Below are 13,578 nucleotides of genomic sequence, written 5' to 3'. Positions count from 1 at the left end.
GTTTTCGTCGGCGGCCCGGTCTGTTCTCGTACGAGTGAGTCGAGACGGACGAGGAGTACCGCCATGGTGCAGATCGGTGCCGCCCTTCCCAGTTCCGGTGCCGGTGCGTCGGCCGACGCCCTGGTCGCTGTCGCCCAGGCCGCCGAGCGGATGGGGCTCGGCAGCGTGTGGACGTACGAGCGCCTGCTGCGGCCGACGCAGCCGATCCCGATGGGCGGTGCGGGCGGGCCGGTGATGGAGGGCCCGCCGGCGTGGGCCGACGTCTACGACCCGATCGAGACCTTGGCGTACGTCGCCGCGAAGACGGAAGGCATCCGGCTCGGCACCAGCGTGGTCGCCGCACTGCTGCACAACCCCGTCGTACTGGCGCGGCGGCTGGCCACCCTCGACCGGCTCAGCGGCGGCCGGCTCCTCGCCGGGCTCGGGCAGGGCTGGATGGAGCAGGAGTTCACCGCGGCAGGCGTACCGATGGCCAGGCGCGGAGCCGGGTTCGAGGAGCACCTCGGCGTGATGCGCGCCGTCTGGGGCCCCAACCCGGTGCGCCACGAGGGCCGGTTCTATCAGGTCCCCGAGAGCGAGATCGGCCCGAAGCCGGTACAGCCTGGCGGGCCGTCCGTCCTCGTGGGCGCCGCCACCCCACCGGCGGTCGACCGCGCAGCCCGGCTCGGCCTCGGTCTCTCCCTCGTCGTCTTCGACTGGGATGCCCTGCGCAACACCGTCGCGACGTATCGCCGTACGGCCGAGGCGGCCGGCCACGACGTCGCATCGCTGCCGCTCTTGGTGCAGGTCAACGGCACCGTGACCGACGGCGACGCCGTCGACGAGCGAGCGCCCCTCACCGGCTCGGTCGAACAGGTCGCCGACGACCTCACCGAACTCGACCGCCTGGGCGCGGACCACGTCTACTGGTCGATGATCGACCAGAGCGAACAGCTCGACATCCTGGCCCGGCTCAGCGAGGCATACGCCGAACGCACCAAGAGCTCCTGAGTGTTCGCCCCTGTGGCTCTCGGGCAAGTCGCCCGTCTCAGCCGGTCCCGGTGGCCTTGTCGCCGGACGGAGTGACGGCGTACCACTGCCCGTCCTTGCCCTGGCCGTTCAGCTGCCCGGCCGCGGTGTCGCCCGCGTACCGGTACAACGGCCAGCCGCCGAGGGTGAGTTGCTTCTGGCCGTCGCGGTGGACCGTGCCGAGAAGTGTCTTCCGGACGCCCGCGGTCCGCACGGAGTCCGGCACGATGACCGGTATCCACGTCTTGACGCAGTCACCGGTACACGTCCACCTGGACGGATTCGGCCGGTCCTTGTCGTAGCGGTAGAGGGCCCTCCCCTTCTCGTCGGTGACCACGTCGCCCACGCCCGTCATCGCCTTGGCCGTCACCAGCGTGGTCGTGGCCGACTGTCCGCTCCCGGAGTTCCCGCCGTCGGCAGGGGCGGAGGCGGCCGGCGCGGAGGTCGTGGGATCCGCCGCGGCCGTGGTCGCCGGAGCGGAGGCGACGGGGCTCGTACCGGAGGCGTTGTCGTTCGAGGAGCCGCACGCCGCCAGCAGAAACACGGAGGCGAGACCTGCGGCCGAGGCGAGGAGAACGCGGTGCGGGGTCACGGAGCTGCCCTTCTTCGGGGTCGCCATCACTTGCCCTCCTGGTACGTCCGTCAACTCCCGCCCTCTCAGCCCCTGTTGTGACATGACGCAGTCTTTGCGCGGGAAAGGCGCGAGAGACACGCGAGTGACGCGCGTAAATCTGTCCACCGCCTGTCCATTTTCTGTGGGCGAAGTCAAGCCACTCCCATCCCCCCTCCATCCGCCCGCCATCGAGCGGCAATCCCCCAGCCCCCTTCAGTAATGCGGAAGTCAGAATTCCGAAACGGTCTTGTTTGTCGCGTACTCAACAAGCGATGGTCTACGCGGGTCGCCGCCCCTGCCGGGAACCCCCCGGCAGTCCCCCCACCGCAGGCCTCTGCAACCCACTTCCAGGAGGCTGTACGTTGAGTACGTCCACCCCCAACTCCCCCCACATATCCGGTAGATGGCGTCGCATCGGCTCGGCAGCTGCCGCCACCGCGGCCCTCGTGTTCGCCGGCGTCGGCACCGCGGTCCACGCCGATGCGGCAACCACCGCCACCCACAAGGTGAGCGCCAAGACCATCGCCGCGCAGGTCGCCAAGGCCCACGTGCAGTACACGAAGGCCTGTGGCGCGACCCCGAAGAAGGGCTACGCCGCGTGCAACGCCCTGCGCGTCACCGGCGGCACCACCGCCTTCATGGAGAAGCAGGCAGCCCTCAAGGGCAGCACGCCCAAGACCATCAAGCCGCACGCCGCTCAGGACGACCCGACCGGTTACGGCCCGAGCGACATCCAGTCGGCGTACGGCCTGGCCGACGCCGCCTCCTCGAACGGCTCCGGCCAGACGGTCGCGATCGTCGACGCCTACGACGACCCGAACGCCGAGGCGGACCTGGCCACTTACCGCTCGTACTACGGCCTGTCGGACTGCACGACCGACAACGGCTGCTTCAGCAAGGTCTCCCAGACCGGCTCCACGACCTCCCTCCCCACCGCCGACAGCGGCTGGGCCGGCGAGATCTCCCTCGACCTCGACATGGTCAGCGCGACCTGCCCGAACTGCAACATCCTCCTCGTCGAGGCGAAGTCGGCGTCCGACGCCAACCTGGGCACCGCGGTGAACGAGGCCGTCAAGCTGGGCGCGAAGTTCGTCTCCAACTCCTACGGCGGCGGCGAGTCCTCCTCGGACACGACGTACGACTCCTCGTACTACAACCACCCGGGCGTCGCCATCACCGCGAGCGCGGGCGACAGCGGCTACGGCGCCGAGTACCCGGCCGCCTCCAAGTACGTGACCGCGGTCGGCGGCACCAAGCTGTCCACGTCCTCCAACAGTCGCGGCTGGACCGAGAGCGTCTGGAACACCAGCAGCACGGAAGGCACCGGCTCCGGCTGCTCCTCGTACGACGCCAAGCCCTCCTGGCAGACCGACACGGGCTGCACCAAGCGCATGATCGGTGACGTCTCCGCCGTCGCCGACCCCGCCACCGGCGTCTCGGTCTACGACACCTACGGCTCCGACGGCACCGGCTGGAACACCTACGGCGGCACCAGCGCCTCGTCCCCGATCATCGCGTCGGTCTACGCCCTCGCCGGCACCCCGGGCAGCAGCGACTACCCGGCCGAGTACCCGTACAACGCGGCCGGCACCTCCGCCCTCAACGACGTGACCAGCGGCAGCAACGGCTCCTGCTCCACCAGCTACTTCTGCACCGCGAAGTCGGGCTACGACGGCCCGACCGGCTGGGGCACCCCGGAGGGCCTGGACGCCTTCACGGCGAGCTGACGGCACACGGCACCACGGCAATACGCAGCACGACCTCCCCGTCGGGTCACGGGGAGCCGCCCTGAATGAGGAGTACGTGGGGTCTCCTCGGCGGCATGGAAAGGAAAACGGGTCACGGCAGCCGGCCGCGGCCCGTTTTCCCGTGCGCCCCGCCGTTCGGACGTGGCAGTGCATCGGGCACCATCGTCCGGAGAAAGTCGCCGTCCGATCCACGACGCCCCGGGGGAAACCACATGAAGCGCACGCTCGCAGTCCTGCTCACCGTCGCCGCACTCACCGCGCCACTGGCCGGTTGCAGCAGCAAGTCGAAGAACGTCACCGGCACTGTCGTCAGCAAGGACACGGACCACGAGTGCAAGACGAAGAAGAAGGGCACGAAGAGGACCCGCAGCTGCCACACCGAGTACGAGCTGACGATCCGCACCAAGGGCGGCGACGAGGAAGAGGTCGACGTCAGCTACAGCGCCTACAGCAACTGCGCCGAGGGGGCCGTCTACCCCAAGTGCACCTCCCGCTAGCGGAGCAGGCACAGGCCCCGATCGGGCCCCGATCAATGCAAGTCCCGTGAACTGTCTGTGAGTTGAGTAAAGGCTCAGACCAGGTTCAGTAAGCCGGAAGTCAGGATTCCGGGACTCCCTTGTTGTCGCGTACTCAACAAGAGATGGTCGGCAACGCACGCGCACTCGCACCCGCACCGCCCCTGTTCCACCCCCATCAGGACCACCGGAACATCAGGAGGCTGCACGATGCGTTCCACTCCCCCCAACAGACCCTCCGGCCGCCGCGGCCTGCGCCGTACAGTCACCGCAGCGGCCGCCACGGCTGCCCTGCTCCTCACCGGCTTCGGCACCGCCGTCCAGGCCGACGCGGCGGGGCAGACCGCCTCCACCAAGGCGACCTGGACCGCGACCCCCTGCGCCACCCCGCAGCACAAGGGCGAACTGGCCTGCAACTCCTACCGCGTCACGGGCAGCCTCACCGCCTTCCAGAAGCAGCAGGCGGCAAAGACGGGCGTCACTCCCAAGGCCGCCGACGCCACCACCCCCTCCGGCTACGGCCCCACCGACCTCCAGGCCGCCTACGGCCTCACCTCCGCCGCCTCCGCAAACGGCTCCGGCGAGACCATCGCCATCGTCGACGCGTACAACGACCCCAACGCGGAGTCCGACCTCGCCACGTACCGCTCGTACTACGGCCTGAGCGCCTGTACGACGGCCAACGGCTGCTTCAAGAAGGTCAGCCAGACGGGCTCCACCACCTCCCTGCCGTCCAGTGACGCGGGCTGGTCCGAGGAGATCTCCCTCGACCTCGACATGGCCTCCGCCATCTGCCCGAACTGCAACATCCTGCTCGTCGAGGCAACCTCCGCAACGATGGCCAACCTGGGCACGGCGGTGAACCGCGCGGTCACCCTGGGCGCGAAGTACGTCTCGAACAGCTACGGCGGCTCGGAGTCCTCGTCGGACACGAGCTACGACTCCTCCTACTTCAACCACGCGGGCGTAGCCATCACCGTCAGCGCGGGCGACAGCGGCTACGGCGCCGAATACCCGGCCGCCTCCCGGTACGTGACCTCGGTCGGCGGCACGGCCCTCTCCAAGGCCACCTCCACCACCCGCGGCTGGACGGAAACCGTCTGGAAGACATCGAGCACCGAGGCCACCGGCTCCGGCTGCTCCTCCTACGACGCCAAGCCGACCTGGCAGACCGACACCGGCTGCACCAAGCGCACGATCTCGGACGTCTCGGCCGTCGCCGACCCCGCCACCGGCGTCTCCGTCTACGACTCCTACGGCATCACGGCCGGCTGGTACACCTTCGGCGGCACCAGCGCCTCGTCCCCGATCATCGCGGGCGTCTACGCCCTCGCCGGCACCCCCTCGTCCTCCTCCTACCCGGCCTCCTTCCCGTACGCGGCGGCCGGCACCTCCGCCCTCAACGACGTCACCAGCGGCAACAACGGCAGCTGCTCCACGACCTATCTGTGCACCGCCCGGTCGGGGTACGACGGCCCGACCGGCTGGGGCACCCCGGAGGGGGTCTCGGCCTTCACGGGCTGACCGACTGACCCTCCGTCACCGAGCGGGCCGCGGGCACCAGCCGCGGCCCGTTCGCCGTACCGGATACTCTTCATCCGTTCGTCCGTCACCCGGAGAACATCGGCACGACCCCTCACCCGACCCACCGTCAGGAACGATTCAGGTCGTAAGAGGGGTCAACGACGGAACCCCACCACAGGTTCCGCTCAGGCCTCATTGCCCGGCGTGACCTGCCGTGATACACAGAGTGACCTAACAGCTATTCGTACGAAACCCGCCACGCAATGACGCCAAGTCGACATACGAAGGCAGCATTGTCGGCGAGAATGAGCCTGACCTCTGCACCCCCGCAGGGGACTGCGGAACTACCCACCAGGGGCGGTGACTTACATGCTCTTTGCGGCCGACAAGGGAGACATCAACACCATCATCGGCGGGATCGCTCCGGACTGGGGCCCCTTCGGCAGCCTGGGCAACGAGGCGAAGGTCATGATCGAGGTGGTGATGGCGGTCGCCATTCTCCTCTGCCTCGGCATCGCCGTGTGGGGCGCCGCGAAGCAGCGCATCGGCGCGACCGCGCTCCGCGACACCTTCAGCGCGGAACAAGGCAAAGGCCTCATCATCGCCGGTCTCACCGGGGTATTCATCATCGGCTCGCTGGGCACGCTCTTCACCATCGTGTACGGCATGGCCGTCTAGCCCTTCCCCTTCACCCCACCCGCCCGTCGTGCCCACCGGCTGAGGTTGCGTTTCCCTGATGTCGAGTCACCACACCGCGCCCATGCGGGAACCAGCACGGCTACCGTCGTATCTCTACGAGGTGGAGAGGGCGTACGCGGCATGAGTCTCGGAGACGAGCACGAGGCCTCCGGCGGTTACGGCGGCACGGGCCAGACCCGGACCCGGCTGCCCGACGGGGGCGGCGATGTGTACGGAGGCGCACGGCGCGGCGGCAGATCGTCGTCCCGGAGCCTGATCACGGTGGTCGGCGTGGTGGTGCTCCTCATCGCCGCCATCGCCTTCGCGAACCGCGGAGGAGGCGATTCCTCTTCGGACAGCGGAAGCGGGAACAAGCCGGACGCTGCGTCTACGGCTGCGAGCGGGACGAAGCCGGTGCAGGCCGGCTTCGCCCATGACCAGCAGGGGGCGCAGAGCGCGGCGGCGAACTACTCGGTCGCGCTGGGCTCGGCGGACATGTTCAACACCGCCGGTCGGCACGCGATCGTCAATACCGTCTACGCCCCGGATGTCGCCGCCGCTCGGCAGTCCGACCTGGACAGCGCGTACTCCAGCGAGAAGTTCCTGACCAACATCGGCCTCGACAAGGACGGCAGGGCGCCGAGCGGACAGACCTTCGTCTCCCGGGTCGTTCCTGTGGGCACCAAGGTCACCTCCTCCACCGCGAACGCTGCCACCGTCGAGGTCTGGTACACGTCGCTCTTCGGCCTGTCCGGTGAGAGCTCGACCAACCCGGTGTCCGAGAGCTGGTACACCACGACGTACCAGCTGAAGTGGATCGACAACGACTGGAAGGTCACCGACTTCCAGCAGAAGGACGGACCCGTGCCGGTCGGGCGCGATCAGAAGGCTTCCACCGCCGACGACATGACGAAGGCTGTCGAGGAGTTCGGAGGCTTCACCTATGCGCGCTAACCACCGCTTCCTCAAGGTCACGACCGCTGTCGCCACCGTGCAGGCCACCGCCGTTCTGCTGGCCACCCGCGCCTTCGCCGCACCAACGCCCAACCCGACGAAGAGCAACGACCCCTGCGACCTCATCCGAGGCCCCGCCAAGGACTACTGCGAACGCGGCAACGGCGACAAAGGCACAACCGGCACCGGTGGCTCCATCGACCCCACCTCCACCCTCGACCCCCTCTCCTCCCTCGCCAAGGGCTGCGCGGACGCCGCCTCCTGGACCATCGACAAGCTCAGCAAGGCGGTAACAGAAACCGCGAACGTCGACTTCACCAACGCCAAGTTCCTGCAGCAGTACGCGGTCGTCTTCGCGGCGTCGACGATCCTGACCCTCCTGCTCTGGCTGCTGGCGGTGGCCAAGCGGGCCGTACGAGGTGTCCCCCTCACCACGGCCATCGGCGAAGCGGTCGGCTTCCTCTGGCTCACCGTCCTGGCCTCGGCGTTCACGCCCCTGATCCTCTACACCGTCGTATCCGCGACCGACGGCGTGACCGACGTCCTCGCCAAGACGACCGGCGATCAGACGAACACCTTCTTCGGCACGTTCTCCGGCGCCCTCAACAAGGGCGAGAACATCGGCGGCGGCCCCATCATGCTGATCGTCGTGTCCCTGGTCAGCATTCTCGCCGCGGGAGTGCTCTGGCTGGAGCTCGTGATCCGCGCCGCCCTCCTCTACGTCGGCGCCCTCCTCGGCACGGTCGTCTACGCGGGCCTCGTCGACAAGAACCTGTGGAGCCACGTCCGCCGCTGGGCCGGCATCATGATCGCGGTCATTCTCGTGAAACCGATCATTGTCATCGTCCTGGGCCTCGCGGGCGCGCTCTCCTCCGCAAACGGCCCGGACTCCTTCTCCGCCGTCGTCTCCGGCCTCGCGATCATCCTGCTGGCCATCTTCGCCAGCGCGATGATCTACAGGTTCGTACCCGGCTTCGGCGACGAGATCGCGAGCGGCCGCAACAACCGCATCATGCAGGGCGCCGAGGGCAAGGCCGCCGCAGTCATCAGCTCCCCGGCGACCATGGTCGCGCAGGGCATCAAGACACACAGCGCCCGCGCCAACGACAACGGAGGCGGCGGCCAGTCGTCCTCCAACGGCGGCCCCCGCCCGGCCAACCCGGCCTCCGGCGGCGTCGCCGCCCACAGCACCCGCCCCTCGAACGGTGGCGGCGGCGGAAGTGTCCCCTCCGCCGCACCCGCACCCCGTTCGTCGAGCCCGGTGAACACCCCGCACGCCAGCAACACCCGCAACAGCAGTACCAACCGCACGGGAGGTGAAGGGCGTTGACGACCGAGTCCCACCTGTCCCATCCGGTCACGCCCCGCCGTACATATCTCATCGGCCGCGCCCGGCCGAACGCGATCGTCGGCCGGAACCGCGAGTCCGGCGAGATCGCGCTCATCATCGGCGGCGCGTTCCTCGGCATGATGTGCGGGCTCCTGGTCCCCGTCCTCTCCCTGCGCATCGTGCTGCTGATGGGCTTCCCGCTGATCGCCCTGATGGCGGTCTACGTGCCGTACAAGCACCGCACCTTCTACAAGTGGTTCGAGATCAACCGCAGTTACAAGCGCACCCTGAAGCAGGGCACCCTCTACCGCAGCGGCGTCATCGAGGCCGGTACGCGGCTGGACGGACGCGAGGTCGAGATCGGCCCGCCGCCCGGCATCGGCCGCATCACCTGGCTGGCCGCCCCCTTCGGGCCCGACGAGATCGCCGTACTCCTGCACGCGGACCGCAGGACGGTGACGGCCGCCATCGAGATCGAGGGCCCCGGCGTCGGCCTGCGCGACTCCGAGGACCAGGAAGCCCTGGTCGACCGCTTCGGCACCCTGCTCAAGCACGTGGCCAACGGCGACGGCTTCGTCACCCGCCTGCAGATGCTCGCCCGCACCCTCCCCGCCGACCCGGACGCCCACGCCAAGGACGTCGCCATCCGCGGGGACGAGAAGTCGCTGGGCTGGCTGCAGCAGTCGTACGACCAACTGCAGTCGATGGTGTCGACGAGCAGCGAGCAGCACCGCGCCTACCTCGTCGCCTGCATGCACTTCACCCGCGACCTCGCAGCCGAGGCCCACGCGATGGCCCGCGCGGCCCGCCCCCAGAACGGCCGCAAGGTGGACCGGGACGCCGGACTCGCGGTCGTCATGGCCCGCGAACTCACCGACATCTGCTCGCGCCTCCAGGAGGCCGACATCCGGGTGCGCCAGCCGCTGGGTCAGGGGCGGCTGGCGTCCCTCATCCACTCCATGTACGACCCCGACCACCCGATCGACCACATCCAGGCGATGACGAAGCGCAACGCCTGGCCGGCCGAACTGGACGCCATGGAGCCGACGTTCCTGCAGGCCAAGACCCGGGAGTCGTCCACCCGAGCGCCCTGGTGCCACGCCACCGCCTGGGTGAAGGAGTGGCCGATGACCCCGGTGGGCGTCAACTTCCTGGCGCCGCTGCTGGTCCACACCCCGGACGTCATCCGAACGGTCGCCGTGACGATGGATCTCGAGCCCACCGAGGTAGCCATCGAACGCATGCTGACCGAGAAGACCAACGACGAGGCCGAGGCCTCCCGAGCCGCCAAGATGAACCGCACGGTCGACCCCCGTGACGTCGCCGCCCACAACCGCCTGGACCAGCGCGGCGAGGACCTGGCCAGCGGCGCGGCCGGCGTGAACCTGGTCGGCTACATCACCGTCTCCTCCCGCTCCCCCGAGGCCCTCGCCCGCGACAAGCGGACCATCCGCGCCTCGGCCGGAAAGTCGTACCTGAAGCTGGAGTGGTGCGACAGAGAACACCATCGCGCCTTCGTGAACACGCTCCCGTTCGCCACCGGCATCCGAAGGTAGGGGCTGAGCTCTGATGCGGGATCCGCTGTCCGTCCTGACCGACGCCTTCACGTCCTTCCTCTTCGGGAAGGTCGAGACGACCCGCCTGCCGGTGCGCACGTCGACAGGCCAGGCCCAGGCGGTCTACCTCCCGACCGCCGCCCCCGGCCTCGGCGACTCGGGCGTGATCATCGGCCGCGAGGTCTACTCCGGCAAGGGCTACATCTACGACCCCTTCCAGCTCTACGGCCAGCAGCTGCCGGCCCCCCACTGGCTGGTCCTCGGCGAGTCCGGCAACGGCAAGTCGGCCCTGGAGAAGACGTACGTCCTACGACAGCTGCGCTTCCGCGACCGCCAGGTCGTCGTCCTCGACGCACAGGGCGAGGACGGCGTCGGCGAATGGAACCTGATCGCGCAGGAGCTGGGGATAACCCCCATCCGCCTGGACCCGACGGCCGCCCTGGACATGGGTATCCGCCTCAACCCCCTCGACCCGGCGATCACCACGACGGGCCAGCTCGCCCTGCTCCGGACGATCATCGAGGTCGCCATGGGGCACGGACTGGACGAGCGCTCGGGCTTCGCCCTCAAGGTCGCGCACGCCTACGTCAACGAGACGATCCTCGACCGCCAGCCGGTCCTCACCGACATCGTCGAGCAGCTACGGCACCCCGAACCGGAGTCGGCCGAGGCGATGAACGTCGCCATAGACGACGTACGGGCATGGGGCCTGGACGTGGCGCTGGTCCTGGACCGGCTGGTCGACGGTGACCTGCGCGGCATGTTCGACGGCCCGACGACGGTCGGCATCGACCTCGACGCACCCCTCATTGTGTTCGATTTGTCCCACATCGACCGCAACTCCATCGCCATGCCGATCCTGATGGCGATCGTCGGCGTATGGCTGGAACACACCTGGATCCGCCCCGACCGGAAGAAGCGCATCTTCCTGGTCGAGGAGGCCTGGCACATCATCAACAGCCCCTTCGTGGCGCAGCTGTTCCAGCGGCTGCTGAAGTTCGGCCGACGGCTCGGCCTGTCCTTCGTGGCGGTGGTCCACCACCTTTCGGACGTCGTCGACGGCGCGGCGGCGAAAGAAGCGGCGGCCATCCTGAAGATGGCGTCGACGAGGACGATCTACGCCCAGAAAGCCGACGAAGCACGGGCGACGGGCCGCGTCCTGGGCCTCCCCCGCTGGGCGGTGGAGATCATCCCCACCCTCACCCCGGGCATCGCCGTGTGGGACGTCAACGGCAATGTCCAGGTCGTCAAACACCTGATCACCGAAACGGAACGCCCGCTGGTCTTCACCGACCGCGCCATGACGGAGTCGTCCGCCGAGCGCGACCTGAACGACGACGCCCTGCGCGCCGCCGAGCTGGAAGCGGAAGAGCGCGCGGCCGCCTTCGTGGAACAGCACCTGAGCGACTTCGACGGCCCGTCCGAATCGACGGTGGCGTAGCGGAAGGCGGGACATGGTGAGACCGGACGACCGGCGAAGGGAAGCACGGGACGGGCAGGGCGGCATCCCGGACGGGCTCCTGCTCGGCATACTCGCCTTCCTCCTCGGCATGACCATGCTGGTGTGGTCGGCCACCGGCCTCGCCGGCTGGTTCGCCAAGGGCAGCTGGCCGGACCGCGTGACCTTCACCCGCACCCCGCTCGCCATGCGCCACCTCATCGGCCAACCGCACGACATCCCGGGCGCCTGGCCCGAGACACCGGACACCCAGCTTTCCGGCTACGGCCTGTTCTGGGGCTTGTTCATCGGCCAGCTGATGGTGCTGTTCGTACTGACGGTGTTCGTGATGGGGACGTTCGCGCGCTGGCGCGCAGGCCGCCTGAACCGACGGACGAAGCAGCCGACGGCCCTCGAGGGACCCACACCCGAGCCGACACCGATGCCCACGCACTACGAGGTCCCGACCCCGAGGACGGCACCACCCGAACCACAGCCGACGGAACTCCCCCAGGAAGCACCACCCACACCCGAGCCCTCCTCGCCGGTCGCCGATGAACGCACGACGGTGGGCGGAGTGGCCGGCGGACGGGAAACACTCGTCGTAGCCCCAAGGGAAAGCCGCCAGGCCACCGCAACCCAGGCCGTACGCGACGCGGAAGGCGCGGCCCTCGTCATCACCTCCAACCCGGCGGTCTGGTCGGACACCAAGGACGCCCGGGCAAAACTGGGCCCCGTCCTCCTCTACGACCCCGCCCACCTCTGCGACACCCCGGCCCGCCTCCACTGGTCCCCCACCACGGGCTGCGAGGACAAGCAGACAGCAGCGGCCAGAGCCGCCGCCCTCCTCGCCCCGATCCGCCCCACCGCCAAACTCGACCAGGCCCTGTCGGCAACAGCCGAAACGCTCCTGCGCAGTTACGTGCACGCCGCCGCCGTCGACGGCCGCACCATCCGCCACGTCCACCGCTGGTCCCAGGGCAGCCAGGTCCAGGACGCGGTCCGCATCCTCCGTACGAATCCCAAGGCGGCCCCCGGCTCCGCCGGCGAACTCGAGGCAGCGCTCACCGCGCACCCCGAACGTCGCGACATGGCCCAGGAGTTGACCAGCCGAGCCCTCTCCGCCCTCTTCACGGTCAACATCCGCGAGGCCTGCACTCCAAACCGAACAGATGCCCTTGCCTTGGATTCCTTCGTCCACGAAGGGGGCACGCTTTATGTGGTGGGGGAATCCATCGAGGACCCCAGAACCAACCCGGGCGCGATGCCCCTTCTGACGGCCCTCGTCTCAAGCGTGGTCGAGCGCGGCCGGCGCATGGCCGAACGGTCATCCTCCGGTCGCCTCGACCCACCACTGACGCTCGTCCTCGACGACGTCGCAGCAGTGGCTCCGCTTCCCCAGCTCCCCGAGCTACTCGCCACAGGAGCGGACCGGGGCCTGCCGACCCTGGCCCTGCTCCGCTCCCGCGAACAGGGCCGCGCCCGCTGGCCGCACGACGAGCTACCGGTATAGCGGCTCAGCTTGCGTCCCGCTCCAGGACGAACTCCAGCTCGGTGTCCTCCGGGCTGTTCGCGAGCGGTACGACCCTTCCCGTGGGCATGAACCCCGCCCTGCGGTAGAAGGCCTGGGCCCGCCCGTTGCCCTCATGCACGATGAGCCGCACCCGCTCGACACCCCGCCCCCACGCCCACTCCAGGCCGGCGTCGAAGAGTACTTCCGTGAGACCTATCCCGCGGTGCTCGGGCGTTACGAACACCCCGACGACATGCCCCTGCTTCCACTCGATCGGAAACCCGGCCCAGTCGGTCTCCCCCGGCTCCTCGATGAGCACGGTCAGCGTCCCGACCCACTCCCCGTCCGGCCCCTCGGCGACGAACTGCTGCGCACCGAGCGCTCCTTCGGCACCGCCGGCGGTGCGTTCCTGCCAGAACGAGTCCGGATGGGCCAAGGCCTCCTCGTAGGTCTCCAGGAAGGCAAGGTGCGCCACGGGGTCCTGCAGGGACACAAGCCGCAACGCCTTTGCCTCGGCCCATTCGTCGGCGCGTATGGCACGGATTTTGTAGCTCATGTCGGCCACCGTACCGGAAACGCAGAAAACCCCCGGACCGGTTCCCCGGCCGGGGGTTTTCTCACAATTTGTTCGGCGGCGTCCTACTCTCCCACAGGGTCCCCCCTGCAGTACCATCGGCGCTGTAAGGCTTAGCTTCCGGGTT

The 13,578-nt window shown here is 69.0% G+C and carries 12 protein-coding genes and 1 rRNA gene; 10 read left to right on the top strand and 3 right to left on the bottom strand.

All coding sequences use genetic code 11. From position 1 onward, the window contains the following. The first annotated feature begins 63 nt into the window (after positions 1-63). Positions 64-990 carry an LLM class flavin-dependent oxidoreductase gene (locus ACFY10_RS39135; protein ID WP_390670047.1) on the top strand — a complete coding sequence of 309 codons (927 nt, stop codon included), beginning with the start codon at positions 64-66 and terminating at the stop codon, positions 988-990. 37 nt (positions 991-1,027) lie between these two features. Here the strand turns inward: ACFY10_RS39135 and ACFY10_RS39130 are convergent, their stop codons facing one another. Further along, positions 1,028-1,627, bottom strand: coding sequence for a hypothetical protein (locus ACFY10_RS39130; protein ID WP_390670046.1), 600 nt, complete (start codon positions 1,625-1,627; stop codon positions 1,028-1,030). A gap of 356 nt (positions 1,628-1,983) precedes the next feature. Between ACFY10_RS39130 and ACFY10_RS39125 the strand changes: the two genes are divergently transcribed. From ACFY10_RS39125 to ACFY10_RS39085, 9 genes are all read left to right on the top strand, one after another. After that, positions 1,984-3,348 carry a peptidase S8 gene (locus ACFY10_RS39125; protein WP_390670045.1) on the top strand — a complete coding sequence of 455 codons (1,365 nt, stop codon included), beginning with the start codon at positions 1,984-1,986 and terminating at the stop codon, positions 3,346-3,348. 233 nt (positions 3,349-3,581) lie between these two features. Continuing rightward, positions 3,582-3,866, top strand: a complete 285-nt coding sequence (locus tag ACFY10_RS39120; protein WP_390670044.1) for a hypothetical protein — start codon at positions 3,582-3,584, stop codon at positions 3,864-3,866. A 228-nt stretch (positions 3,867-4,094) separates the two neighbouring features. Continuing rightward, positions 4,095-5,408: a peptidase S8 gene (locus tag ACFY10_RS39115; protein ID WP_390670043.1), complete on the top strand. Its 1,314-nt coding sequence runs from the start codon at positions 4,095-4,097 to the stop codon at positions 5,406-5,408. Between the two features lie 369 nt (positions 5,409-5,777). Beyond that, positions 5,778-6,086 (top strand): hypothetical protein, encoded by a 309-nt coding sequence (locus ACFY10_RS39110; RefSeq protein ID WP_014673544.1) that lies wholly within the window; start codon positions 5,778-5,780, stop codon positions 6,084-6,086. A gap of 141 nt (positions 6,087-6,227) precedes the next feature. Further along, entirely contained in the window at positions 6,228-7,040 is an 813-nt protein-coding gene (locus ACFY10_RS39105) for a hypothetical protein (protein WP_390670042.1), read from the top strand. Beyond that, entirely contained in the window at positions 7,030-8,370 is a 1,341-nt protein-coding gene (locus tag ACFY10_RS39100; RefSeq protein WP_390670041.1) for a hypothetical protein, read from the top strand. The genes ACFY10_RS39105 and ACFY10_RS39100 overlap by 11 nt, the downstream gene beginning before the upstream one ends. After that, on the top strand, positions 8,367-9,926 hold the full coding sequence (locus tag ACFY10_RS39095) for an SCO6880 family protein (protein ID WP_390670040.1): 1,560 nt from the start codon (positions 8,367-8,369) through the stop codon (positions 9,924-9,926). The genes ACFY10_RS39100 and ACFY10_RS39095 overlap by 4 nt, the downstream gene beginning before the upstream one ends. Positions 9,927-9,939: 13 nt before the next feature. Then, positions 9,940-11,367 (top strand): ATP-binding protein, encoded by a 1,428-nt coding sequence (locus ACFY10_RS39090; protein ID WP_390670039.1) that lies wholly within the window; start codon positions 9,940-9,942, stop codon positions 11,365-11,367. 16 nt (positions 11,368-11,383) lie between these two features. Beyond that, the gene (locus tag ACFY10_RS39085) at positions 11,384-12,877 is read left to right on the top strand and encodes a type IV secretory system conjugative DNA transfer family protein (protein WP_390670272.1); all 1,494 of its coding nucleotides are present in this window, start codon (positions 11,384-11,386) and stop codon (positions 12,875-12,877) included. 4 nt (positions 12,878-12,881) lie between these two features. On the opposite strand, the gene ACFY10_RS39080 is transcribed toward ACFY10_RS39085, so the two are convergent. Then, positions 12,882-13,433, bottom strand: a complete 552-nt coding sequence (locus ACFY10_RS39080) for a GNAT family N-acetyltransferase (protein ID WP_390670038.1) — start codon at positions 13,431-13,433, stop codon at positions 12,882-12,884. A 70-nt stretch (positions 13,434-13,503) separates the two neighbouring features. Next, positions 13,504-13,578, bottom strand: a 5S ribosomal RNA gene (gene rrf, locus ACFY10_RS39075); the annotation flags it as partial.

It is taken from the genome of Streptomyces sp. NPDC001401 (assembly GCF_042895385.1).
In the GTDB taxonomy this organism is placed as follows: Bacteria; Actinomycetota; Actinomycetes; order Streptomycetales; family Streptomycetaceae; genus Streptomyces.
The sequence above is the reverse complement of the archived record's forward strand: the minus strand, read 5'-3'. Positions and strand labels throughout refer to the sequence as shown.

Coding starts and splice junctions, on each gene's coding strand:
- ACFY10_RS39135 (WP_390670047.1), top strand. CDS start 64: ATGGTGCAGATCGGTGCCGCCCTTCCCAGTTCCGGTGCCGGTGCGTCG.
- ACFY10_RS39130 (WP_390670046.1), bottom strand. CDS start 1,627: ATGGCGACCCCGAAGAAGGGCAGCTCCGTGACCCCGCACCGCGTTCTC.
- ACFY10_RS39120 (WP_390670044.1), top strand. CDS start 3,582: ATGAAGCGCACGCTCGCAGTCCTGCTCACCGTCGCCGCACTCACCGCG.
- ACFY10_RS39115 (WP_390670043.1), top strand. CDS start 4,095: ATGCGTTCCACTCCCCCCAACAGACCCTCCGGCCGCCGCGGCCTGCGC.
- ACFY10_RS39110 (WP_014673544.1), top strand. CDS start 5,778: ATGCTCTTTGCGGCCGACAAGGGAGACATCAACACCATCATCGGCGGG.
- ACFY10_RS39105 (WP_390670042.1), top strand. CDS start 6,228: ATGAGTCTCGGAGACGAGCACGAGGCCTCCGGCGGTTACGGCGGCACG.
- ACFY10_RS39100 (WP_390670041.1), top strand. CDS start 7,030: ATGCGCGCTAACCACCGCTTCCTCAAGGTCACGACCGCTGTCGCCACC.
- ACFY10_RS39090 (WP_390670039.1), top strand. CDS start 9,940: ATGCGGGATCCGCTGTCCGTCCTGACCGACGCCTTCACGTCCTTCCTC.
- ACFY10_RS39080 (WP_390670038.1), bottom strand. CDS start 13,433: ATGAGCTACAAAATCCGTGCCATACGCGCCGACGAATGGGCCGAGGCA.